This window comes from Providencia sp. PROV040 (genome assembly GCF_032706145.1).
GTDB lineage: Bacteria > Pseudomonadota > Gammaproteobacteria > Enterobacterales > Enterobacteriaceae > Providencia > Providencia hangzhouensis.
The window spans coordinates 65,995-90,300 of the sequence record NZ_CP120530.1; the positions used below are offsets into that span (position 1 = coordinate 65,995).

Here is a 24,306-nt window from a genome sequence, read left to right on the forward strand (position 1 = left end):
ATTCATTAGTGAATTAATGTTCTTACAGTGTTCCGTAACGTTAATTAGGCAACAGCGAACATTACATACAAGCCCAGACCAACAGCAATCATCGGAATAGCATCGACCAGACCCATTACGATAAAGAACTGTGTACGCAGCAGAGGAATTAAATCTGGCTGACGAGCAGCACCTTCTAAAAATTTACCACCTAGGATGCCGATACCGATCGCAGCACCGATCGCCGCTAAGCCCATCATCACAGCGGCAGCCATGTACAGCAGATCCATACTCAGGTTTTCCATGACAGTCTCCAGTTTGTTTCAGTTAATACAATTATTGATAAAATTAAATTAGTGTTCTTCAGATGCCATCGACAGATAAACAACCGTCAGAACCATAAAAATAAAGGCTTGTAGCGTAATAATCAGTATGTGGAAGATAGCCCAAGGTAGGCTTAACAACCACTGTGACCACCACGGAAGCAGAGCCGCGATAAGAATAAAGATCAATTCACCTGCATACATGTTACCAAACAGTCGCAGACCGAGTGATACAGGTTTTGACAGCAGGCTTACCCCTTCAAGAATCAAGTTGACTGGAATGAAGACAGGATGGTTAAAAGGCTGCATTGTGAGCTCTTTTGTAAATCCGCCAATTCCTTTCATTTTGATGCTGTAGAAGAGGATTAGGATAAACACACCAATAGCCATCGATAATGTGACACTAACATCTGCGGTTGGTACTGCACGTAATGCAGGTAACCCGAGATAATGCTCAGCAATATACGGAAGGAAATCAATTGGGAGTAAATCCATTAGGTTCATTAAGAATACCCAGACGAACACCGTTAATGCTAAAGGAGCAATAACTTTGCTCTTGCCGTGATACATATCACGGACTGAGTTATCAACGAAACCAATGATCAGTTCTATTGCAGTCTGTAACTTACCGGGTACGCCACTAGTCGCATTGGCTGCAACTCTTCTAAATAGCCACAGGAACAGAGCCCCGAGAACTACCGAGAAAAAAAGCGAGTCAATGTTCAACGTCCAAAATGTTGGACTAGCGTGGGGATCGACCAACTTAAAGGTACTCAGGTCCAACTGAAGGTTTTTCAGATGGTGGCCTATGTAATCCTCTGTAGTCATCACTTCTCCTGATGCAGACATGATGCCTCTTACCCTTTTGTAGTTTAAAAATACTTACCGTTTAAAAACGGCTGGTGCAACAATCTGAACAATTAGCACCGCTAAATAGGTCAAACCCAGTGGTGTTAATGACGCTTTGAACACACCGAAAGCAACAACTAAGACAGCGATAGTTGTAACAACCTTTAGCCCTGCTCCTAATGCTAAGAACCAGGCAATGCGGACAGGTTCATCCTCTCCTTTTGCTTTCTGAAATTGTGCTAGCAGCATAAATACAATATTTGGTAACCAGCATGCTAACCCACCAGCAAGAGCAGAGGCCCCCCATTCTATACTATTTGCACAGAAAGCCCCACTGAGGATCACTAAAGTTATAAACTGAACAGACAACTGCTTTGCAGCGTGTTTGTTGTCATAAAGGGATACAGACATAACTTTTTGTTTACTCCCAGCTCTTCTCAGCCTCAGAAACGCTAAGTGTTGTATAAAACTGCCTTTGCGTAAATGTGTCAAGAGACAAAAACGTGCAAATTATACGGGCAGGCGAAATGAATTCAATCAGTAAGTAGCGAAAAGGTGAATAAATATTTAATTTTTTCGAGTTGGCGCAGAATTGTCGCTGTAATAATTAATAAATAGTTAATGAATTGCTGCATATATTCACATTAATGTGATAAATATCACATTTGACTTTATCCTCTTTATTTATTCTTTCAACTTTACTGACAACAAAAAATAGATTTAATCTGTAAATCAAACAATTAAAGAATTAGTTTTTTAAGTTAAATTTAAACGTGATAAATCAAATATTTCACTGTTAACTATTTACCTAGCTAAATCGATTAAGTAAAAATTGCCAATTAGCCAGCATTTTTTCTATCAACACTTTATTTTTGAAACTTATTCGTTATTTACATGTAAATAACACGTGAAATATAAGTATTTATTCTTTAGCTAAAAATAAAAATAGCCGGTGCTTTTTAACACACCGACTATCGCTCTAAAAGACAAAATATTTTGACAGAAAGCAACTTTATTTTATAGAAACTTTAACTAAATGGCGCTGCTCATCAAGTTCAGGTACTTCAAGCTCTGTAATAGATTCAATCACAAAACCTTCTGGTAGCACCATTTCATCATCACGAATGACACCTTTAAGTGCATAAAAGCGCCCTTCAGATGAAGGTAAATGATGGCACCAACCCAACATATCATTCAGTGAAGCAAATGCGCGGCTAATCACACCATCAAAACCATTTTCAATCCGATATTCTTCAACACGTGATTGAACAGGCTCAATATTAGTTAGCCCTAACTCATGTTGAACCTGTTTTAGAAAGCGTATGCGCTTCCCTAAGCTGTCCAATAAAACAAAATGGGAATCAGGTCGAACAATCGCTAAAGGAACACCAGGTAAACCAGGACCGGTTCCTACATCAATAAATTTTGTTCCGTTGAGTTGACCGTTCACCACTATGCTATCCATGATATGACGGATTAACATCTGCTGTGGGTCACGTACCGATGTCAGGTTATAGGCTTTATTCCATTTCGCTAATAACCCAACATAATCAACTAACTGCTGTTTTTGCTTTTCCGTTAAGTCGATATCGGTTTTTACTAGCAATTGATTAAGTTTTGATAATAAATCCACGTTAAGCGCTCCGGCGTAGCATGCCTTGTTTTTTCAGCCAAACAAGTAAAATAGAGATTGCAGCAGGCGTGATCCCTGAAATTCGCGATGCTTGACCAATAGATGTTGGTTTATGATCGTTTAGTTTCGCCATCACTTCGTTAGACAACCCTTTGACTTGTTTGTAATCAAGGTCAACAGGCAACAAGGTATTTTCATTACGCAGTTGTCTTTCAATTTCTTCTTTTTGACGAGCAATATACCCTTCGTATTTAACTTGGATTTCCACTTGATCCGCAGCTTGAGGATCATCAATACCCGGTGCAAAAAGGTTGAGTGAAGTTAACATCTTATACGTCATTTCTGGGCGACGGAGTAAATCTTCCCCATTTGCTTCTTTAGATAATGGAACGGTTAAAATTCCATCTATTTCTGTGTGGTTATCCGATTTAGGATGAACCCAGATATCTTTTAAGCGCTGACGCTCTTTTTCAATCAATTCGACTTTGTTATTAAAATGCGCCCAGCGAACATCATCAACTAAACCTAACTCTCGGCCTTTTTCTGTCAGACGTAAATCTGCATTGTCTTCACGAAGCATCAAACGGTATTCAGCACGTGAGGTAAACATACGGTAAGGTTCTTTTGTCCCTAAAGTACAAAGGTCGTCAACGAGAACACCGATATAAGCTTGGTCACGACGAGGGAACCAACCTTCTAAACCAAAGGCATGTTGTGCAGCATTAAGCCCAGCTAGTAGCCCTTGGGCCCCTGCTTCTTCATAACCTGTTGTACCGTTAATTTGGCCAGCAAAAAATAAGCCATCAATAAATTTACTTTCAAGCGTTTGTTTTAGATCTCTAGGGTCAAAGAAATCATATTCAATAGCATAACCAGGACGAATGATCCTTGCATTTTCCATTCCTTTCATGGAATGAACAATTTGCATTTGAACATCAAATGGTAAGCTGGTGGATATCCCGTTAGGGTAAATTTCATTGCTTGTTAAGCCTTCTGGCTCTAAGAAGATCTGATGTGAGTCTTTATCGGCAAAACGCATAACTTTATCTTCGATCGAAGGGCAATAACGTGGGCCGATCCCTTCAATAACCCCTGCATACATAGGGCTACGATCCAAGTTATTTCTGATCACTTCATGGGTTTTTTCATTGGTATAGGTGATATGACAAGGCATCTGCTGTGGATGTTGATCTTGTGAACCTAAAAATGAAAATACCGGCATTGGATCATCACCTAGCTGTTGAGCTAACTGACTGAAATCAATAGTTCTTGCATCAATACGTGGTGGCGTTCCTGTTTTTAAACGATTAACACGTAAAGGCAATTCTCTCAAACGTTGAGAAAGTGAAATTGAAGGGGGATCACCTGCACGACCACCACTGTAATTTTCTAAACCTATATGAATTTTGCCATCAAGGAAAGTACCAACGGTTAATACTACAGCTTTGGCTTTAAATTTTAAGCCCATGCGAGTAATAGCCCCTGTAACTCGATTGTTTTCAACAATTAAGTCTTCTACAGGTTGTTGGAAAATCATCAAATTAGGCTGATTTTCTAAAGCCATTCTGACAGCTTGGCGATAAAGAACACGGTCAGCTTGTGCTCGGGTTGCACGAACTGCAGGCCCTTTGCTGGCATTTAATGTTCTAAATTGAATACCTGCTTTGTCTGTTGCTGTGGCCATTAGACCACCAAGGGCATCAATTTCTCTAACCAGATGCCCCTTACCGATCCCACCGATGGCTGGGTTGCAAGACATCTGGCCCAATGTATCAATATTGTGAGTCAGTAATAGGGTTTGACGCCCCATACGTGCAGCTGCCATTGCTGCTTCAGTACCGGCATGACCACCACCAATTACGATGACGTCAAATTGCTCTGGATAAAACATGTGTGGACCTTAAACGTTAGAAAATGCGGATTGTGCATTTGAGGAGAGAATTCTACTCAAGTTTGAGGAAGAGACCAAGCTTTAGGTTTCTCCCCTATATAATATAAAGATCTTTTTATTTAAAGATCTCTTTATTAGATCTTTTATTAGGATCACTCGTTTCTGTGGATAAGTGGATTTTCACTTTAAAGATCATAAAAGTGTAAAGGATCATATACTGTGAATGATCCGTGATCCATTTGCGTATAAGCTGGGATCAAAAAGGGTACTTATACACAGGGCATGGGGAACCTAAAACTTATACTCTGGATAACTACGGGTTAATACCGGGATCTTCCCTGAGTTATCCACAGTTGATTGCTGTTATTTTAATCAAATTAGAGTTCGTTTGCCCAAATTTTAACCCATTCCCCTGCGGGATCTTCGGGTATTTCGTGTTGTTGGACATCAATTTCCAAACATTCACCGATCCTTTTAGCCCCTTGCTTGGTTAACAAGTCATCTATTTTATGGATCGCACCACAAAAAGTGTCATATTCAGAGCTACCGATCCCTATCGAGCCAAATTGAACTTGGCTTAGATCAGGAGCACTTTCTTCTATTGAATCAAAAAGAGGTTGAATATTTTCAGGGAGATCACCTGCACCATGTGTTGAGCTCACCACCAGCCATATGCCTTCAAGTGTTAAGTCATCAAGCTCCGGGCCATGTTGAATTTCGGTTTCATGACCGAGTTCTTCTAAAATCTCTGCCATGTGCTCGGCAACATACTCCGCACTGCCCATTGTACTGCCACTTATTAAGGTTACTTTTGTCATGGTGATTCTCTTTCACAATAATAGGGCGCTATTGTACGCTGTGAATGAGCTGGGATCTACCTGTGGATAATGTGGTTATATCATTTTTTTTCTACGGATTGATTGTTCGTAAGATCGGGTTTTGTAAGGAGATCAGTGTTTCTGTGGATTGTATCTCATCAATGGTCTGAATTTTGTTGATAAGTACGTCTTGTAAAGAATCGATAGAACGGCACATTACTTTAATAAAAATGCTGTATTGCCCTGTTGTATAGTACACCTCGACAACTTCTTCTAAGGCATCTAATTTTTTTAGTGCGGTTGGGTAATCTTTTGCACTTTTTAAAATAATGCCAATAAAGCAACAAACATCGAACCCTAATTGTTTTGGGTTTATATCAATACGTGTGCCTTTAATAATTCCTGCTTGTTTCATTTTTTCGACACGGACATGAATTGTCCCGGGGCTAACAGCGAATTTTTTGGCTAATTCAGCATACGGTATGCGTGCATTTGCCATTAATTCGTGAAGTATGTCACGATCGAGATTATCGATTTGATAATTTTCCGGCATTATTTCACCTCTATTTTAACGATTATTCATTTTTATACCTGTTTTTTTATTCAAAATAAACAGTAAAGGCTTTTTTTAATGATGGATATTGAATTTATACCTCATTTTGTTGCTTAATCTATACATCAGCTAATACAGCTAACAAATTATGGGAATAAATTATGGACAAGTCATTTATCGAACATCAGCAACAAATTAGTTTTGTGAAATCATATTTCTCACGTTTACTTGAAAAAGAATTAGGGTTAATTGAAGTTCAAGGGCCAATCCTAAGCCGCTTAGGGGATGGTACTCAAGACAACTTATCTGGCAGCGAAAAAGCCGTTCAAGTGAAAGTGAAATCAATTCCAGGTGCAACCTTTGAAGTGGTTCATTCTTTGGCTAAATGGAAACGTAAAACATTAGGTCGTTTCGGTTTTAGTAAAGGCCAAGGTCTATACACGCATATGAAAGCGTTGCGTCCGGACGAGGATCGCTTAACCCCAATCCACTCCGTTTATGTTGATCAGTGGGATTGGGAAAAAGTGATGGCAGATGAGGAACGTACACTTCCTTATCTGAAGCAGACAGTGGGTAAAATCTATAAGGCAATAAAAGAAACAGAAGCTGCCGTAAGTAAAGAATTTGGGTTGGCACCGTTCCTGCCTGACCAAATCCACTTTATTCACAGTGAAGAGTTGTTACAGCGCTACCCTGATTTAGATGCGAAAGGGCGTGAACGCGCAATCGCAAAAGAATTAGGCGCAGTATTCTTAATTGGTATCGGTGGTAAGCTATCTAGCGGTGAATCACATGATGTTCGTGCGCCAGACTACGATGACTGGACAACAAAAAATGAAGACGGTTTTTGTGGTTTGAACGGCGACATCATTGTGTGGAACCCTGTTTTACAGGACGCATTTGAGCTTTCTTCAATGGGAATTCGCGTAAGTCCTGAGTGTTTAACTCGTCAATTAAGTTTAACTGGCGATGAAAAACGTATGGAATTAGAGTGGCACCAAGCGTTAGTGAAAGGTGAAATGCCACAAACTATCGGTGGTGGTATTGGCCAGTCTCGCTTAGTTATGCTACTTCTTCAACGCCAACACATTGGCCAAGTGCAATGTGGTGTATGGGGTGCTGAAATGCAAGAATCCGTTGAAGGTATGCTGTAATTAGCGGCTAAAGCGGCGTAACAGCCTGCTTTTTAACCCAGTATCAAAACGCCAAATATGGTCAAAGATCTTCATGATACTGGGTTTCCCATAATTTGATACAGATACCGCATGGAAGCGGTATTTACCTTTCTTCTGCATAGTCTTTATTTTCTGAATTAACTCATCCGGTAAACGCTGAGCAACAAAATCAGAAATCACCACGGCATCTGCATCAATCCACTGTTTTGATTCCAATTTTATTGCGGTTTCTTGCAAACAAGCCGCAAGGTCAGTCCCACCTTTAAATGTTTGATGTAAAAAACGAATACATTGCTCTAAGCCATCAATAGAAAGCAAATCGTAATGCACAATTTCTGTGGAAAATAACATCACATGGCATGAGCGGTTATCCGCCAGCGCAATTTTCATTAGCGCGAGGCAAAATGCTTTGGCACAGCGTTCATTTAAACCGCCCATCGAACCCGATGTATCAATACATACAACAAATGGCCCTCTTGGCTGTTCTTCATTATGGTGGTGGGTAATAGGGCGTAGAACTTTTCTTTCTTGCCAGCTATCTCCTTGTAACCGATAAGTTAGAAGCTGTTTTTCGAGTAATTTTCGATAGAACTCAAATTCAATATCTTCAAGGCCTAACATAGCGAGTTCTGCAGGTAATAACCGTAAAATATCATCACTCTGATTTAAGCCATTAACTTGCTCAGGAACCGTTTCTGGCACTTTTTCCATGATAGTCATTGGTTCAAGAAAAACACTATCATCAGGAATGGATTGAGCGGATTGGCTACGGCCTAATAATTGGGCTATTTTTTCTAATTCAGGCTGCTGACGTAAAAATTCACTGTATCGGCTTAATAATTGGTCATTATAAGCGGAAGTCATGTTCACACCTTTGGTTAAATCCCACAGCCGGCCAGCAGCACGATCATTTTCGCCAAGAATATCTTCTAAATTACCACTTAGAGCCAGTCGGCGTTGTAATTCTGCCAATAATTGTTCTTTTTCCTGTTCTAGTAGCTCTTTATGTAGTGTTGTAACTTGTAAAATTAAGCTAATACGCCATCTTTGAACAAACAGTGATTGCCTTGCACTGCGGTTTTCTATTTTCCCACTCTGTAGCTGATATGCCTCACGGTAAAAAGGGGAATCCAGTTGGTGAAGTTTTGCGATGACATTAGGTAATCGGATAAAAAAGGCATCTGTCGAAATCCCAAGGGACTGACGATAAAGTTCAAATTCTTCTGAAAGTTGTGCGGGAACAAGCGCATCTTGCATACGCTGTTTGAGATCCTTTTTCCAACCCGATAAATCTTTGAGTAAAGCTTTTTTTAATCGAGGATGTTTTTCAAAAAATACCGCCAATTGAGGAGTTGCTAGCAAAGATATAATTATCTCTTCAATTAATTGGCCTTCATTAACCGAAAGCAGCATTTCTAATGTGGCTAAACTCATCATCGCTATTCGGCCACTTTACCCGTGATTTGGTTACGTAATTGGTTTAGCTTTTCAGTGAGCTTTATAAAACTTTGTTCAATATCCGCAAGCCAGTGTGGTTCAATAAATAAGTTGGGCTGCTGTTTTTCAAACTGATAGCGTGCGGCTTGAATCTCACCTTGAATTTTATCTAGCTTGTCTAGCCACTCTTGGTTATTTGTATTTGGCGCAAGTGACGAGGTTTTATCTTGAATATATAAAGTAGATGATTGATGACTTACATCTAATAACTGTATCTGGTTTAAATTATTTACCTCAGCAGCAATGTCTTGCGCAAAACCAATCCCATTTAGATGAGCGGACAGTGTCGTTCCTTTATTTAAGAAGGTTATTAGTGACTTTTTATCAGTTGTTACAAAGGTAACTTTCATATTATGCAGTTGAAGTGGACGATGTAAAAACAGGGTAATTCGACCGTCACTGATATTTTCGGGCAATACGTAAGACGCTTTACGAGCAAACATCGCATTGTTTTTATTGACTTTAAATGCATCTTGGTTGTTTTGGTCTTGGGTCGATGACATCCATTGCTGATAAATTTGCTCTATTTCGCGAGTTAACTTTCTCTGTTGCCAGCCATCTTCTTGTAATAATGACTGCAATAGTTGCGGTAAAGTATTCATCGATTGCATGTCATGCCACAGACAATCCTTTAATAACACAAGATCTAGAGGAGATACGCTGTTGCGACCATTAAAGAAAGCACTTGCTTGTAATAGGTAAACTGCTTTTTTCCAGCGCCTATCGGAAACATAAAGTTGTTTATCTGTAGCATCTAACTGCTGGCGTAATTGGTAAATAAGTTCAAAACAGTGATCGGGTAGCGTAATTTTAGGAATTTCTTGTTGCCACTGTTGGTACTCTTCATCACTGATTTTTAAATGCTCTGGCATTTGAGATTCATTCAGCGATGATTTTCCTGTTAACAGTGCGCGAAAATTTTGTTTCTCTTGTACTTTATCCAACCAAATACGTACTAGCATTCTGTCAAATAGCGCCTCGAGGCTATTATCTGCATCGGGTAATTCATTTGATGCAGTTACTAATAACCGCATAGGGATGGATTTTTCTTCATCACCATTACGGAACTTGCGCTCATTTACCGCCGTTAATAAGGTATTTAAAATGGCTGGGCCCGCTTTCCATATTTCATCAAGAAATACGACTTCAGCGTCTGGTAAATAACCTTTGGTTAAACGTTCATATCGTCCTTCATCTTTTAGCGCCTGTATTGAAAGAGGACCAAAGATTTCTTCCGGTGTTGAAAATCGCGTCATTAAGTACTCAAAAGCATTTGCGTGACGAAAAGCATATTTCATTCTTCGTGCAATTAAGCTTTTGGCAATACCTGGAGGGCCTAATAGAAATACGCTTTCACCGCTTAATGTGGCTAATAAGCACAAACGAATAGCTTGCTGGCGTTCATATAAACCGCTTTCAAGGTAATTGCTTAATTGGGCTATTCGTTCAGCAAGCTGCATATTCATTCCTTTTATTATAGAAGCGTTGATATTAAAACTATCAATTTCTTTTATTACATACTGCGACCTATTTTTCCATTTTTCTTTGATATGCCCCAAGAAATCAGAAAAAACGATTCAGCTATAAGTGATTCAATAAGTTATTGTTTTTAAACTTTCTCAACACGAACGAAACGTTTCGATATTGATCACAAATATTAATCATCAATATTGAGTTGTGACTTATCTTTACTATTATTACATGAGCGAAACGTTTCGCTTACTGGAATGGCGGTGAAAAATGAAAAAGGGTGTTTTACTTAATGCCAACGTTACCTCTGTAATCGCAAGATTAGGTCATACAGACCAAATAACGCTTGCTGATGCAGGTTTACCCATTTATCAAGGAACGGAACGTATTGATTTAGCCATTACGCAAGGTTTACCAGATTTCATGTCAGTTTTAAGTGTCATCACCCAAGAGATGCAAGTTGAAAAAGTCATTCTAGCAGAGGAAATCAGCACCATTAACCCACAAATGGAAGCTGCTATTTTGGCTCACTTACAACAGTTAGAAGTCACTCAAAACAATACGATTGAAATTATTTATTGCAGTCATGAACGTTTTAAACAACTGACTCATGACAGTAAAGCGGTGATCCGAACAGGGGAATGTTCACCGTTCGCTAACGTTATTCTTTGTTCTGGTGTGACTTTCTGAGGTGACTATGCAACCTTTATTAGAACTTATCGGGATTGATAAATCATTTCCAGGGGTAAAAGCCCTCAGTGGTGCGACATTGAATGTCTATCCAGGGAAAGTCATGGCGCTGGTGGGGGAAAATGGGGCTGGCAAATCAACCATGATGAAAGTGCTGACAGGTATTTATAAAAAAGATGCCGGGCAAATCCGCTATTTAGGCAAAGAGGTGGCGTTCAATGGGCCCAAAAGTTCCCAAGAGGCGGGTATTGGGATTATCCACCAAGAACTCAACCTGATCCCTGAATTAACCATCGCTGAAAATATTTTTCTAGGCCGAGAGTATGTTAATGCATTTGGCAAAATTAACTGGAAAAAAATGTTCAGTGAGTCTGACAAACTGCTTAAACGGCTTAACCTTGATTATGATAGCCATCAAACTATTGCAGAGCTTTCTATTGGCGAACAACAAATGGTGGAAATCGCCAAAGTCCTTAGCTTCCAATCACAAGTGATTATCATGGATGAACCAACTGATGCGCTAACGGATACGGAAACAGAATCCTTATTTAGAGTTATCGAAGACTTAAAAGCTCAAGGCTGTGGCATTGTTTATATTTCTCATCGTTTAAAAGAAATTTTTGAAATTTGCGACGATGTAACGGTGTTTCGCGATGGCCAGTTTATTGGTGAGAAACCCGTGAGTGAATTAGAAGAAGAAAAACTCATTGAAATGATGGTTGGTCGTAAACTTGAAGACCAATATCCAAGGGTTGAGGTAGAAACTGGAGAAATTAGGCTGCAGCTTGAAGATGTATCTGGACCTGGTGTAACAAATGCCAATTTCACCCTAAAGAGTGGGGAAATTTTAGGTGTATCTGGTTTGATGGGCGCGGGGCGTACAGAGTTGATGAAAATCATCTACGGCGCGGCGACAAAAAAATCAGGTACGATAAAACTGGAAGGCAAACCCGTAACACTGAAAACACCACAAGATGGCTTAAACAGTGGCATTGTTTATATTTCAGAAGACCGTAAACGTGATGGATTAGTATTAGGCATGTCAGTGAAAGAAAATATGTCATTGACGGCATTACGTTATTTTAGTCGTGCGGGGGGAAGTCTCAAGCATGGTGAAGAGCAGCAAACCGTTAGCGATTTCATACGATTATTCAATATTAAAACCCCGTCTATGGACCAAATAATTGGTAATCTTTCTGGTGGAAACCAGCAAAAAGTTGCCATTGCGCGCGGTTTGATGACAAGACCAAAAGTACTGATCCTCGATGAGCCAACTCGTGGTGTAGACGTTGGTGCTAAAAAAGAAATCTATCAACTAATTAACCAGTTTAAAAAAGAAGGGCTGAGTATCATTTTAGTTTCTTCAGAAATGCCTGAAGTAATAGGAATGAGTGACCGCATTTTGGTGATGCACGAAGGTCATATCAGCGGCGAATTTTCAGCCAAAGACGCGACTCAGGAAGCCTTAATGGCTGCCGCAGTGGGTAAAAATTATGGCTCAGTTCAGGAGTTATCAGTATGAGTTCAACTACCGCATCATCAAAACGCTGGTTCAGCAAAGTATGGCTGATGGAGCAAAAATCATTAATCGCACTATTAGTTTTGATTGCAATCGTATCAACATTAAGCCCGAATTTTTTTACGGTTAATAACCTATTCAATATCTTACAACAAACCTCCGTCAACGCCATTATGGCGGTTGGGATGACATTAGTTATCTTAACGTCAGGAATCGACCTTTCTGTTGGGTCCTTATTGGCCTTAACGGGAGCGGTTGCGGCCTCAATGGTTGGAGCGGAAGTTAACGCATTAGTGGCTGTTGCGGGAGCACTAGCACTTGGTGCTGCTATCGGTGCATGTACAGGAGTGATTGTTGCAAAAGGAAAAGTCCAAGCTTTCATTGCGACTTTAGTCATGATGCTACTACTGCGTGGTGTGACACGAGTTTACACAGACGGCAGCCCTATCAATACAGGATTTAGTGATAACGCAGACTTATTTGGTTGGTTTGGTATTGGCCGCCCATTTGGTATTCCTACCCCAGTCTGGTTAATGATCATCGTTTTTGCTGCGGCATGGTATATGTTGCACCATACTCGCCTTGGTCGTTACATCTACGCACTTGGTGGGAATGAAGCGGCTACCCGTCTTTCTGGTATTAATGTCGACCGCATTAAAATAGTGGTTTATGCCTTATGTGGACTGCTAGCGGCATTGGCGAGTGTCATTGAAGTTGCACGTTTATCATCGGCTCAGCCAATGGCAGGTAATGGGTATGAACTTGATGCTATTGCTGCGGTTGTACTTGGTGGTACCAGTCTTGCTGGTGGTAAAGGGCGCATAGTTGGAACATTGATTGGTGCGCTGATCCTTGGTTTCTTAAACAATGGATTAAACTTATTAGGTATTTCGTCAAACTACCAGATGATTGTTAAAGCTGTCGTCATCTTACTCGCTGTACTTGTTGATAATAAAAAGTAACCCTACAGGAAAATTATTATGAAACTGAACAAACTAGCAACGTTATTATCTGCAGTTGCACTGAGTGCAACCGTTAGTGTCAATGCGATGGCGAAAGATAGCATTGCACTCGTAATTTCTACATTGAATAACCCATTCTTTGTGACGATGAAAGATAGCGCACAAAAAGAAGCGGATAAATTGGGTTATGAGCTGATTGTTTTAGATTCCCAAGACAACCCAGCCAAAGAGTTAGCCAACGTTCAAGATTTAACCGTTCGCGGTACAAAATTAATGTTAATTAACCCAACGGATTCAGATGCGGTGGGTAACTCAATATTAATGGCTAATAAAGCAAATATACCTGTCATCACTTTGGATAGAGCAGCTAACAAAGGTGAAGTTGTCAGCCATGTGGCATCAGATAACCGCATGGGCGGGAAAATGGCTGCCGACTATATTGCACAAAAAACAGGCAATGAAGCGAAAGTGATTCAATTAGAAGGTATTTCAGGTACATCAGCAGCGCGTGAGCGCGGTGAAGGTTTTAGTACTGGAGCAAAAGAGCACAAATTCAATTTACTGGCGAGCCAACCTGCTGATTTCGATAGAACAAAAGGCTTGAACGTAATGCAAAACTTGTTAACGGCACATCCCGCTGTTCAAGCGGTATTTGCTCAAAATGATGAAATGGCATTAGGGGCATTAAGAGCTTTACAAACCGCAGGCCGTACTGATGTTCTGGTTGTCGGTTTTGATGGAACAAATGATGGTATCAAAGCCGTTGAAGGTGGAAAATTAGGTGCAACTATTGCACAGCGCCCAGACCAAATTGGGATTGTTGGTGTTCAGATTGCAGATAAAGTCTTAAAAGGCGAAAAAGTGGATTCAACGGTTCCGGTTGAATTGGAATTAGTGGTAAAACAATAAGATAAAAACCGCCGCGGCATACTGCGGCGGTTTATTTTAGTTTGCAATTAATTGGTCATCAAAAAAGGAAATAAACGTTATGGGTACAGCAAAACTGGTGGTTCTCGGTAGTATCAATGCGGATCATATATTAAATGTTAAGCATTTCCCTCAGCCGGGTGAAACCGTTAGAGGCGATCATTACCAAGTTGCATTTGGCGGGAAAGGCGCCAACCAAGCTGTTGCAGCTGGTCGCAGTGGTGCTGACATAACGTTTATTGCTTGTGTTGGTGATGACGATATTGGTGTGAGTATAAAAAAACAGTTATCTCTCGATAATATTAAAACTGAATGTATTGATGCAATTGAAGGTGAAACGACAGGTGTCGCTCTCATTTATGTGAATCAACAAGGGGAAAATACAATTGGCATCAATGCAGGTGCAAATGCGCAACTAACCAAGGCAAGGTTAGCTCATTATCAGCAAAAAATTGTGGAAGCGGATGCGGTATTGATGCAACTGGAATCCCCCATTGAAACAGTACAAATGGCCGCTGAAATAGCTAAGAAAAACAATACGAAAGTCATTTTGAACCCTGCACCTGCTCAATCATTACCTGATTCATTATTATCATTAGTTGATATCATCACACCAAATGAAACAGAAGCTGAACACTTAACAGGTATTGCGGTTAATGATAATCAAGGTGCTCAGGATGCAGCTGAAGCCTTACATCAAAAAGGCATTAGTAAAGTGATGATAACACTTGGTTCTCGAGGTGTTTGGTATAGTGAAAAAGGCGCAGAAGGTAAAATAATTTCTGCATTTCGCGTAAAAGCAGTGGATACTATTGCCGCAGGTGATACATTCAATGGGGCTTACGTTACTGCACTGCTTGAAGGTAAGGCTGACGAAGAAGCGATTATTTTTGCTCATGCGGCGGCGGCGATAGCTGTGACTCGCCCAGGAGCTCAACCGTCTGTTCCATGGCGTAAAGAAATTGACCAGTTTTTGACTCAACAGGATTAACTTGTGGCAACAATGAAAGATGTGGCACGCCTTGCGGGGGTGTCGACATCCACCGTCTCTCACGTTATTAATCAAAATCGCTATGTCAGCGAGAGCATTACCACTCGCGTTAAAAATGCGATTGAAGAGTTAAACTATGCCCCTTCTGCGTTAGCGCGTAGTTTAAAAATGAATCGTACTAATACGATTGGGATGTTACTGACAACAAGTAATAACCCATTCTACGCAGAAGTAGTGCGGGGGGTAGAGCGGAGTTGTTACGAACGCGGTTATAGTTTGATTTTGTGCAACACTGAAGGTGACCTTCAGCGGATGAATCATAGTTTAGAAACGTTGCTACAAAAGCGTGTTGATGGGCTATTGATTATGTGCACAGAAGTTCAAGGGCCATCAAAAAATGTTTTAGCTCGTTACCCCGCTGTGCCAACGGTTATGATGGACTGGTCACCATTCGAATCAGATGGCGATATCATTCAAGATAACTCTTTTCTGGGTGGGGAAATAGCCACTCGTTACCTTATTGAATCTGGTTTTACCCGTATTGCGTGTATTGCAGGACCACAAGATAAATCACCAGCAAGAGCGCGTCATCAAGGTTTTATTCAAGCCATGACAGATTGCGGCATTAATATTTATGATGATTATATCATTTTCAGTGATTTTGAATTTGCTGGTGGGTTTGAGTCTATGAATAAACTGCTTAGTTTACCTGTCCCTCCCGAGGCTATTTTTGCCGGTAATGATGCGATGGCGGTGGGAGCTTATCAAGCGATATACCAAAAGGGCTTGAAAGTACCTGATGATATTTCAATTATTGGTTATGATGATATCGATCTTTCACCTTATATGATCCCACCACTAACAACAATTCATCAGCCAAAAGATAAGTTAGGCCAACAGGCTGTTGACCAACTTATTTATCGTATGGATAACCCAGAGGCAAAGGCGAGCGTTTTGGTTCTTACCCCTGAGCTAATTGAGCGCCAATCGGTTAAAAAATATTAATTCTTCGCTTTTTTGGTTTTGTTTTTTATTAAATTATCACCGTCTGTCTTACTTAATAATAAGAAGACAAAAGCTGAGATAAGCGTAATGACACCAACGGTAATAAAAGTGTAGTGAAAATTATCGACCGTATTGCTATTAGGTTGTCCACCATAGAAGTTTAAGATTGCAGCACTGACTGCAATACCGAAGCTTATCGATAGTTGCTGAGTCACCGCTAACATACTATTTCCCGCACTTGCATTATTGTCTGTTAAATCAGCCAAGCAAATAGTATTCATTGCGGTGAACTGCACTGACATCACCATTCCTAAAATGAATAAAGGTACGATTAACAGGTAAATCGACATACTTGGTGATTGTAAGGAAAACTGTGCAATCATTAATCCAATAATAATGGTGATAACAAATAATGTATTACGGTAGCCATACTTAGTTAGGATCCGAGTAACTCCCGATTTAGCAGTGATTGACCCTATTGCTAGTGGTGCCATCATCATTCCTGCCACAACGGCTTCGTAACCAAAACCCACCTGCAACATTAATGGCATTAAAAATGGAATACTGCCTGTTCCTAAGCGTGTCGCGATATTACCGCTGATCCCAATAGAAAATGTACGCGTTTTAAATAAATTCAATGGGATTATTGCGTGCTTAGTGCGTCTTGCATGGAAAATATAAACAAATAAGAAGAGAAAGCCGACTAAGACAATAGTGACTGGAATCGATGTTGAAAGAGATTTATCACTGAATAAGTCTAAGCTGACAGATAGCATGACTAAGCCGGAACCAAACAATAAGAACCCTAAAGTATCAAATTTACGTTTTGGCATTTTAAAGTCAGGCATATGTTTTAAGGCATAAAAAATACCTAAAACACCAATAGGAATATTAATAATAAATATCCAATGCCAAGTTGCATAGGTTACTAAGATACCACCTAATAGAGGCCCCAATATTGGCCCAACTAAACCAGGGATGGTGACGAAATTTAAGATAGGTAATAACTCACTTCGAGGGTAAGCCCTTATTAAGGCTAAGCGGGCGACTGGCATCATCATTGCCCCACCAATTCCTTGAATAACCCTAGAGGTCACTAAGAAATTTAAGGAAGGCGAAAGGGCACAAAGTAATGAACCAAGAGAAAATAAAGAAACCGCTAAAATAAATATACGTCTTGTACCAAATCTATCTGCAAACCAGCCGCTAACAGGAATCAATAGAGCAACAGTAAGCGTATAACTGACTACGGCTGATTGCATCGCAAGCGGCGAGTGATCAAGGCTTCTTGCAATATCAGGTAAAGCCGTATTCAAAATTGTGGCATCAAGCGCTTGCATGAAAAAGGCCATTGCCGCAATCCATGGAAGGCCAGACATATTTTTCGCTGTTTTGAACATCAGTTACCTATACAAATAAATGAAAGCTTTAATGGAATATTGTTTTGTTAGTCTTGCTTTTGGGTAATCGTTAGTAAGTTATAGCAAAGGTCGAGTGCTACTGTACTTTTACCATGAATAATTGCATTGGCAAGTTGTTGATGAATTTCGACCTCTATAACCTCATTATTAGTAATGACATCAAAGTAACGCAGATAAATAGAACGGAATAAATTAGCAAAAGAAATTAAGAAAGGATTGGCACAAGCTTTGTAAATAGTTAAATGGAAATGATAATCAACTTTCACCCAATGCGCTCTGTCAAATTCTTTGGCGAGTAACTGCATTTCACTTGCTAATAATTGTAATGATTGTTTTTGTTCTTTTGTCGCATGTATAGCCGCAAGATAACAAGCTTGAGGTTCTATTGCGAGTCGAACCATTTTAAAGTGTTCCATCACGACCGATTGCTCTTCACTATTGGACCACCATGTTAAGAGATCTTGGTCTAAAAAATTCCAATTTGAGGGAGGCATAACACGGGTACCTATTTTGGGGCGTGCTAATACCATTCCTTTTGCCGCTAATATTTTTATTGCTTCTCTTATTGCTGTTCGACTCGCTTGGAATTGTTCTGATAATTCTAATTCGCTGGGTAAAATGGAATCAGGTAAATAGGCGCTGGTTAAAATCAACTGGCCAAGATTTTCTGCAATAATATAAGAGCGATTTTTTTGTGAGGCTGTTTGTTGCTTACTTAATTCCATAATTCATCTCAAAGCATAATTCTTAGATGCATATATTACGTGAGTAGATGTGTGATTGCTGCTTAAATAGTCAACATATAGACCTAATTTAACTTATAAATATGTTTTTGGCTAAAAAAAACACGAACAAGATAAAAACTCAAAAAAACACTTGCGAGAATTTTTCGACTCCCTATAATGCGCATCCGTTGTCACGATAAACCGGTTAGAAGAAAACTTCATAACCCAGTGATAACAGAGGTGAGAAAGAAAAAAGTTGAAAATAAACGCTTGACTTTCTAAATAAAAAACGTATTATACGACACCTCGCGACAATGACCTGATTCACAAAATCCGGTTCAAAAATCGAAAGATTCAGTCGCAACGCTCTTTAACAATTTATCAGACAATCTGTGTGGGCACTCACAAGACACTATCAAAAAAATATTTGATTTTAAGTCTTGAAGAGTGACTAACACGTTAATTCATATATATGAACTAATAGGTAATTTGATTTCTTCGGAAATCAAACGACAGTAAACATTCTTTGAGCATCAAGCTACTTTTAATTGAAGAGTTTGATCATGGCTCAGATTGAACGCTGGCGGCAGGCCTAACACATGCAAGTCGAGCGGTAACAGGGGAAGCTTGCTTCCCGCTGACGAGCGGCGGACGGGTGAGTAATGTATGGGGATCTGCCCGATAGAGGGGGATAACTACTGGAAACGGTAGCTAATACCGCATAATCTCTAAGGAGCAAAGCAGGGGAACTTCGGTCCTTGCGCTATCGGATGAACCCATATGGGATTAGCTAGTAGGTGAGGTAATGGCTCACCTAGGCGACGATCCCTAGCTGGTCTGAGAGGATGATCAGCCACACTGGGACTGAGACACGGCCCAGACTCCTACGGGAGGCAGCAGTGGGGAATATTGCACAATGGGCGCAAGCCTGATGCAGCCATGCCGCGTGTATGAAGAAGGCCCTAGGGTTGTAAAGTACTTTCAGTCGGGAGGAAGGCGTTGTTGCTAATATCAACAACGATTGACGTTACCGACAGAAGAAGCACCGGCTAACTCCGTGCCAGCAGCCGCGGTAATACGGAGGGTGCAAGCGTTAATCGGAATTACTGGGCGTAAAGCGCACGCAGGCGGTTGATTAAGTTAGATGTGAAATCCCCGGGCTTAACCTGGGAATGGCATCTAAGACTGGTCAGCTAGAGTCTTGTAGAGGGGGGTAGAATTCCATGTGTAGCGGTGAAATGCGTAGAGATGTGGAGGAATACCGGTGGCGAAGGCGGCCCCCTGGACAAAGACTGACGCTCAGGTGCGAAAGCGTGGGGAGCAAACAGGATTAGATACCCTGGTAGTCCACGCTGTAAACGATGTCGATTTGAAGGTTGTTCCCTAGAGGAGTGGCTTTCGGAGCTAACGCGTTAAATCGACCGCCTGGGGAGTACGGCCGCAAGGTTAAAACTCAAATGAATTGACGGGGGCCCGCACAAGCGGTGGAGCATGTGGTTTAATTCGATGCAACGCGAAGAACCTTACCTACTCTTGACATCCAGAGAATTTAGCAGAGATGCTTTAGTGCCTTCGGGAACTCTGAGACAGGTGCTGCATGGCTGTCGTCAGCTCGTGTTGTGAAATGTTGGGTTAAGTCCCGCAACGAGCGCAACCCTTATCCTTTGTTGCCAGCGATTCGGTCGGGAACTCAAAGGAGACTGCCGGTGATAAACCGGAGGAAGGTGGGGATGACGTCAAGTCATCATGGCCCTTACGAGTAGGGCTACACACGTGCTACAATGGCGTATACAAAGAGAAGCGACCTCGCGAGAGCAAGCGGAACTCATAAAGTACGTCGTAGTCCGGATTGGAGTCTGCAACTCGACTCCATGAAGTCGGAATCGCTAGTAATCGTAGATCAGAATGCTACGGTGAATACGTTCCCGGGCCTTGTACACACCGCCCGTCACACCATGGGAGTGGGTTGCAAAAGAAGTAGGTAGCTTAACCTTCGGGAGGGCGCTTACCACTTTGTGATTCATGACTGGGGTGAAGTCGTAACAAGGTAACCGTAGGGGAACCTGCGGTTGGATCACCTCCTTACCATTGAAGTGTTTTTGTGAAGTGCTCACACAGATTGTCTGATGAAATAGAGTAGCGGTATCGATAGGCTTGTAGCTCAGGTGGTTAGAGCGCACCCCTGATAAGGGTGAGGTCGGTGGTTCAAGTCCACTCAGGCCTACCAAAATCGAATTAATGCGTCGTTATAGATTAGCTCACTTACCTAAGTAAGCTTCGCCAATCTATGCCTTGCCTGAATTCGATTTGTCATTTAATGACTTATATTGATACCGAAAATACCTTTATGGGGCTATAGCTCAGCTGGGAGAGCGCCTGCCTTGCACGCAGGAGGTCAGCGGTTCGATCCCGCTTAGCTCCACCATAATTTTTCTGATTATTCAGAATAGATTAGTAATAGTCTATTGCGAATAATTATGCTCTTTAACAATCTGGAACAAGCTGAAAATTGAAAACAACGCACATTGTTTATCGCTTAAACAATGTGAGAGTCTCTCAAAATTTCAGACCTGAAATTTTCGGTCACAAACTCGAGCGGCATGCGCGAGCAGTGTGAAATTCAAGGCGGACAGCGCGCAGCAAGCGCAGCGTACTTAGGTACGTGAGCATTGCGAGCACTGCCCAACGAAGAAGTTCACCACGCACAGCCATGACAGTAAGGTGAACGTTGAAACAATTTCGGGTTGTGAGGTTAAGCGACTAAGCGTACACGGTGGATGCCTAGGCAATCAGAGGCGATGAAGGACGTGCTAATCTGCGATAAGCGTCGGTAAGGTGATATGAACCGTTACAACCGACGATTTCCGAATGGGGAAACCCAGTGCAATTCGTTGCACTATCGTTTGATGAATACATAGTCAAACGAAGCGAACCGGGGGAACTGAAACATCTCAGTACCCCGAGGAAAAGAAATCAACCGAGATTCCCCTAGTAGCGGCGAGCGAACGGGGAGCAGCCCAGAGTCTTAATCAGCATTAGCATCAGGAGAACGGTCTGGAAAGTCCGGCAGTAAAGGGTGATAGCCCCGTATCCGAAGGTGTTAGTGTTGTGAACTCGACGAGTAGGGCGGGACACGTGTTATCCTGTCTGAATATGGGGGGACCATCCTCCAAGGCTAAATACTCCTGATTGACCGATAGTGAACCAGTACCGTGAGGGAAAGGCGAAAAGAACCCCGGCGAGGGGAGTGAAATAGAACCTGAAACCGTGTACGTACAAGCAGTGGGAGCCCCATCACTCAAGTGCCTCGGCAATTGAGTGACGGTGTAAAACCATCACAATAACAGCGCAGAATTTGCCAACAAGATTGGTCGATTTTTTCAAGCCGTCGCGCAGTGTACATCGAAGTACACGAGCAACGGAAGTTAAAAAATCGGGCAAGATTGGCCGCAAAGACAAGCGGGACATTTGAGGATGGGGTGACTGCGTACCTTTTGTATAATGGGTCAGCGACTTATATTCTGTAGCAAGGTTAACCGTATAGGGGAGCCGTAGGGAAACCGAGTCTTAACTGGGCGAATAAGTTGCAGGGTATAGACCCGAAACCCGGTGATCTAGCCATGGGCAGGTTGAAGGTTGGGTAACACTAACTGGAGGACCGAACCGACTAATGTTGAAAAATTAGCGGATGACTTGTGGCTGGGGGTGAAAGGCCAATCAAACCGGGAGATAGCTGGTTCTCCCCGAAAGCTATTTAGGTAGCGCCTCGTGAACTCATCTTCGGGGGTAGAGCACTGTTTCGACTAGGGGGTCATCCCGACTTACCAACTCGATGCAAACTACGAATACCGAAGAATGTTATCACGGGAGACACACGGCGGGTGCTAACGTTCGTCGTGAAGAGGGAAACAACCCAGACCGCCAGCTAAGGTCCCAAAGTCATAGTTAAGTGGGAAACGAAGTGGGAAGGCTCAGACAGCCAGGATGTTGGCTTAGAAGCAGCCATCATTTAAAGAAAGCGTAATAGCTCACTGGTCGAGTCGGCCTGCGCGGAAGATGTAACGGGGCTAAACTATGCACCGAAGCTGCGGCAGCGATATGTAAATATTGTTGGGTAGGGGAGCGTTCTGTAAGCCTGTGAAGGTGTGCTGTGAGGCATGCTGGAGGTATCAGAAGTGCGAATGCTGACATAAGTAACGATAATGCGGGTGAAAAACCCGCACGCCGGAAGACCAAGGGTTCCTGTCCAACGTTAATCGGGGCAGGGTGAGTCGACCCCTAAGGCGAGGCAGAAATGCGTAGTCGATGGGAAACGGGTTAATATTCCCGTACTGGTGATAATTGCGATGGGGGGACGGAGAAGGCTAGGCTATCCGGGCGACGGTTGTCCCGGTTTAAGGATGTAGGCAGGTGAATTAGGCAAATCCGGTTCACTATATGCTGAGGTCCGATGACGAGTCACTACGGTGATGAAGTAGCTCATGCCCCGCTTCCAGGAAAAGCCTCTAAGCTCTAGATTATCATTAATCGTACCCCAAACCGACACAGGTGGTCAGGTAGAGAATACTCAGGCGCTTGAGAGAACTCGGGTGAAGGAACTAGGCAAAATGGTGCCGTAACTTCGGGAGAAGGCACGCTGGCATTAGGTGAAGTGATTTACTCATGGAGCTGAAGCCAGTCGCAGATACCAGCTGGCTGCAACTGTTTATTAAAAACACAGCACTGTGCAAACACGAAAGTGGACGTATACGGTGTGACGCCTGCCCGGTGCTGGAAGGTTAATTGATGGGGTTATCCGTAAGGAGAAGCTCTTGATCGAAGCCCCAGTAAACGGCGGCCGTAACTATAACGGTCCTAAGGTAGCGAAATTCCTTGTCGGGTAAGTTCCGACCTGCACGAATGGCGTAATGATGGCCAGGCTGTCTCCACCCGAGACTCAGTGAAATTGAACTCGCTGTGAAGATGCAGTGTACCCGCGGCAAGACGGAAAGACCCCGTGAACCTTTACTATAGCTTGACACTGAACATTGAGCCTTGATGTGTAGGATAGGTGGGAGGCTTTGAAGCGTGGACGCCAGTCTGCGTGGAGCCAACCTTGAAATACCACCCTTTAATGTTTGATGTTCTAACGTTGCCCCGTTATCCGGGGTGCGGACAGTGTCTGGTGGGTAGTTTGACTGGGGCGGTCTCCTCCCAAAGAGTAACGGAGGAGCACGAAGGTTGGCTAAGCATGGTCGGACATCATGCGGTTAGTGCAAAGGCATAAGCCAGCTTGACTGCGAGAGTGACGGCTCGAGCAGGTACGAAAGTAGGTCTTAGTGATCCGGTGGTTCTGAATGGAAGGGCCATCGCTCAACGGATAAAAGGTACTCCGGGGATAACAGGCTGATACCGCCCAAGAGTTCATATCGACGGCGGTGTTTGGCACCTCGATGTCGGCTCATCACATCCTGGGGCTGAAGTAGGTCCCAAGGGTACGGCTGTTCGCCGTTTAAAGTGGTACGCGAGCTGGGTTTAGAACGTCGTGAGACAGTTCGGTCCCTATCTGCCGTGGGCGTTGGAAGATTGAAAGGGGCTGCTCCTAGTACGAGAGGACCGGAGTGGACGCACCACTGGTGTTCGGGTTGTCATGCCAATGGCATTGCCCGGTAGCTAAGTGCGGAAGAGATAACCGCTGAAAGCATCTAAGCGGGAAACTTGCCTTGAGATGAGTCTTCCCTGACCCTTAAAGGGTCCTAAAGGAACGTTTAAGACTAAGACGTTGATAGGTTGGGTGTGTAAGCGTAGCGATACGTTGAGCTAACCAATACTAATGAACCGTGAGGCTTAACCTGACAACACCGAAGGTGTTTTAGAGAGATTGAGTTGTTTTCGAGAA

The 24,306-nt window shown here is 42.3% G+C and carries 18 protein-coding genes, 2 tRNA genes and 2 rRNA genes; 11 read left to right on the plus strand and 11 right to left on the minus strand.

The window, feature by feature from the left end; all coding sequences use genetic code 11:
• Window positions 1-44: 44 nt before the first annotated feature.
• From atpE to asnC, 7 genes are all read right to left on the minus strand, one after another.
• Window positions 45-284, minus strand: a complete 240-nt coding sequence (gene atpE, locus P3L40_RS00265) for a F0F1 ATP synthase subunit C (protein WP_004093904.1) — start codon at window positions 282-284, stop codon at window positions 45-47.
• 48 nt (window positions 285-332) lie between these two features.
• A complete protein-coding gene (atpB, locus tag P3L40_RS00270) occupies window positions 333-1,151 on the minus strand; it encodes a F0F1 ATP synthase subunit A (protein WP_004906316.1) in 819 nt (272 codons plus the stop codon).
• A gap of 33 nt (window positions 1,152-1,184) precedes the next feature.
• Window positions 1,185-1,562, minus strand: a complete 378-nt coding sequence (atpI, locus tag P3L40_RS00275; RefSeq protein WP_004906317.1) for a F0F1 ATP synthase subunit I — start codon at window positions 1,560-1,562, stop codon at window positions 1,185-1,187.
• A gap of 601 nt (window positions 1,563-2,163) precedes the next feature.
• Window positions 2,164-2,784 carry a 16S rRNA (guanine(527)-N(7))-methyltransferase RsmG gene (gene rsmG, locus P3L40_RS00280; RefSeq protein WP_004906320.1) on the minus strand — a complete coding sequence of 207 codons (621 nt, stop codon included), beginning with the start codon at window positions 2,782-2,784 and terminating at the stop codon, window positions 2,164-2,166.
• A 1-nt stretch (window position 2,785) separates the two neighbouring features.
• A complete protein-coding gene (gene mnmG, locus P3L40_RS00285; RefSeq protein WP_004906322.1) occupies window positions 2,786-4,675 on the minus strand; it encodes a tRNA uridine-5-carboxymethylaminomethyl(34) synthesis enzyme MnmG in 1,890 nt (629 codons plus the stop codon).
• Between the two features lie 377 nt (window positions 4,676-5,052).
• Entirely contained in the window at window positions 5,053-5,493 is a 441-nt protein-coding gene (gene mioC, locus P3L40_RS00290) for an FMN-binding protein MioC (RefSeq protein WP_136134555.1), read from the minus strand.
• 91 nt (window positions 5,494-5,584) lie between these two features.
• A complete protein-coding gene (gene asnC, locus P3L40_RS00295) occupies window positions 5,585-6,046 on the minus strand; it encodes a transcriptional regulator AsnC (protein ID WP_004906326.1) in 462 nt (153 codons plus the stop codon).
• 161 nt (window positions 6,047-6,207) lie between these two features.
• On the opposite strand from asnC, the gene asnA reads away from it, so the two are divergent.
• Entirely contained in the window at window positions 6,208-7,200 is a 993-nt protein-coding gene (gene asnA, locus P3L40_RS00300) for an aspartate--ammonia ligase (protein ID WP_004906329.1), read from the plus strand.
• On the opposite strand, the gene viaA is transcribed toward asnA, so the two are convergent.
• Window positions 7,201-8,658, minus strand: coding sequence for an ATPase RavA stimulator ViaA (gene viaA / locus P3L40_RS00305; RefSeq protein WP_153673997.1), 1,458 nt, complete (start codon window positions 8,656-8,658; stop codon window positions 7,201-7,203).
• A gap of 2 nt (window positions 8,659-8,660) precedes the next feature.
• Window positions 8,661-10,178 (minus strand): ATPase RavA, encoded by a 1,518-nt coding sequence (ravA, locus tag P3L40_RS00310; RefSeq protein ID WP_096863683.1) that lies wholly within the window; start codon window positions 10,176-10,178, stop codon window positions 8,661-8,663.
• A 280-nt stretch (window positions 10,179-10,458) separates the two neighbouring features.
• Between ravA and rbsD the strand changes: the two genes are divergently transcribed.
• The 6 genes from rbsD (at window position 10,459) to rbsR (ending at window position 16,282) form a co-directional block, all read left to right on the plus strand.
• Complete coding sequence (rbsD, locus tag P3L40_RS00315; RefSeq protein ID WP_004906336.1) at window positions 10,459-10,878, plus strand: D-ribose pyranase; 420 nt, start codon at window positions 10,459-10,461, stop codon at window positions 10,876-10,878.
• A gap of 7 nt (window positions 10,879-10,885) precedes the next feature.
• Complete coding sequence (gene rbsA, locus P3L40_RS00320) at window positions 10,886-12,400, plus strand: ribose ABC transporter ATP-binding protein RbsA (RefSeq protein WP_136134552.1); 1,515 nt, start codon at window positions 10,886-10,888, stop codon at window positions 12,398-12,400.
• Window positions 12,397-13,359: a ribose ABC transporter permease gene (gene rbsC, locus P3L40_RS00325; protein ID WP_210852798.1), complete on the plus strand. Its 963-nt coding sequence runs from the start codon at window positions 12,397-12,399 to the stop codon at window positions 13,357-13,359. The genes rbsA and rbsC overlap by 4 nt, the downstream gene beginning before the upstream one ends.
• 18 nt (window positions 13,360-13,377) lie before the next feature.
• On the plus strand, window positions 13,378-14,268 hold the full coding sequence (rbsB, locus tag P3L40_RS00330; RefSeq protein WP_004906343.1) for a ribose ABC transporter substrate-binding protein RbsB: 891 nt from the start codon (window positions 13,378-13,380) through the stop codon (window positions 14,266-14,268).
• 79 nt (window positions 14,269-14,347) lie between these two features.
• Window positions 14,348-15,277, plus strand: a complete 930-nt coding sequence (gene rbsK, locus P3L40_RS00335) for a ribokinase (RefSeq protein ID WP_004906346.1) — start codon at window positions 14,348-14,350, stop codon at window positions 15,275-15,277.
• A 3-nt stretch (window positions 15,278-15,280) separates the two neighbouring features.
• A complete protein-coding gene (gene rbsR, locus P3L40_RS00340) occupies window positions 15,281-16,282 on the plus strand; it encodes a ribose operon transcriptional repressor RbsR (protein ID WP_164454777.1) in 1,002 nt (333 codons plus the stop codon).
• Here the strand turns inward: rbsR and mdtD are convergent.
• On the minus strand, window positions 16,279-17,682 hold the full coding sequence (gene mdtD, locus P3L40_RS00345; protein WP_210852800.1) for a multidrug transporter subunit MdtD: 1,404 nt from the start codon (window positions 17,680-17,682) through the stop codon (window positions 16,279-16,281). The two genes, rbsR and mdtD, sit on opposite strands and share 4 nt — an antisense overlap.
• Before the next feature lie 47 nt (window positions 17,683-17,729).
• Complete coding sequence (locus P3L40_RS00350) at window positions 17,730-18,428, minus strand: FadR/GntR family transcriptional regulator (RefSeq protein ID WP_004906351.1); 699 nt, start codon at window positions 18,426-18,428, stop codon at window positions 17,730-17,732.
• A gap of 545 nt (window positions 18,429-18,973) precedes the next feature.
• Between P3L40_RS00350 and P3L40_RS00355 the strand changes: the two genes are divergently transcribed.
• The 4 genes from P3L40_RS00355 (at window position 18,974) to P3L40_RS00370 (ending at window position 24,262) form a co-directional block, all read left to right on the plus strand.
• A 16S ribosomal RNA gene (locus P3L40_RS00355) occupies window positions 18,974-20,513 on the plus strand.
• Between the two features lie 65 nt (window positions 20,514-20,578).
• Window positions 20,579-20,655, plus strand: a tRNA-Ile gene (locus P3L40_RS00360).
• Window positions 20,656-20,777: 122 nt separating this feature from the next.
• A tRNA-Ala gene (locus tag P3L40_RS00365) sits at window positions 20,778-20,853 on the plus strand.
• Window positions 20,854-21,178: 325 nt separating this feature from the next.
• Window positions 21,179-24,262 (plus strand): 23S ribosomal RNA (locus tag P3L40_RS00370).
• Together the 16S and 23S rRNA genes with 2 tRNA genes alongside form the textbook arrangement of a ribosomal RNA operon.
• Window positions 24,263-24,306: the final 44 nt, after the last annotated feature.

What these genes read in the sequence shown, in the direction of transcription:
- atpE (WP_004093904.1), bottom strand. Translation starts at nt 284, where the DNA reads ATGGAAAACCTGAGTATGGATCTGCTGTACATGGCTGCCGCTGTGATG.
- atpB (WP_004906316.1), bottom strand. Translation starts at nt 1,151, where the DNA reads ATGTCTGCATCAGGAGAAGTGATGACTACAGAGGATTACATAGGCCAC.
- atpI (WP_004906317.1), bottom strand. Translation starts at nt 1,562, where the DNA reads ATGTCTGTATCCCTTTATGACAACAAACACGCTGCAAAGCAGTTGTCT.
- mnmG (WP_004906322.1), bottom strand. Translation starts at nt 4,675, where the DNA reads ATGTTTTATCCAGAGCAATTTGACGTCATCGTAATTGGTGGTGGTCAT.
- mioC (WP_136134555.1), bottom strand. Translation starts at nt 5,493, where the DNA reads ATGACAAAAGTAACCTTAATAAGTGGCAGTACAATGGGCAGTGCGGAG.
- asnC (WP_004906326.1), bottom strand. Translation starts at nt 6,046, where the DNA reads ATGCCGGAAAATTATCAAATCGATAATCTCGATCGTGACATACTTCAC.
- asnA (WP_004906329.1), top strand. Translation starts at nt 6,208, where the DNA reads ATGGACAAGTCATTTATCGAACATCAGCAACAAATTAGTTTTGTGAAA.
- viaA (WP_153673997.1), bottom strand. Translation starts at nt 8,658, where the DNA reads ATGATGAGTTTAGCCACATTAGAAATGCTGCTTTCGGTTAATGAAGGC.
- ravA (WP_096863683.1), bottom strand. Translation starts at nt 10,178, where the DNA reads ATGCAGCTTGCTGAACGAATAGCCCAATTAAGCAATTACCTTGAAAGC.
- rbsD (WP_004906336.1), top strand. Translation starts at nt 10,459, where the DNA reads ATGAAAAAGGGTGTTTTACTTAATGCCAACGTTACCTCTGTAATCGCA.
- rbsA (WP_136134552.1), top strand. Translation starts at nt 10,886, where the DNA reads ATGCAACCTTTATTAGAACTTATCGGGATTGATAAATCATTTCCAGGG.
- rbsC (WP_210852798.1), top strand. Translation starts at nt 12,397, where the DNA reads ATGAGTTCAACTACCGCATCATCAAAACGCTGGTTCAGCAAAGTATGG.
- rbsB (WP_004906343.1), top strand. Translation starts at nt 13,378, where the DNA reads ATGAAACTGAACAAACTAGCAACGTTATTATCTGCAGTTGCACTGAGT.
- rbsK (WP_004906346.1), top strand. Translation starts at nt 14,348, where the DNA reads ATGGGTACAGCAAAACTGGTGGTTCTCGGTAGTATCAATGCGGATCAT.
- mdtD (WP_210852800.1), bottom strand. Translation starts at nt 17,682, where the DNA reads ATGTTCAAAACAGCGAAAAATATGTCTGGCCTTCCATGGATTGCGGCA.
- P3L40_RS00350 (WP_004906351.1), bottom strand. Translation starts at nt 18,428, where the DNA reads ATGGAATTAAGTAAGCAACAAACAGCCTCACAAAAAAATCGCTCTTAT.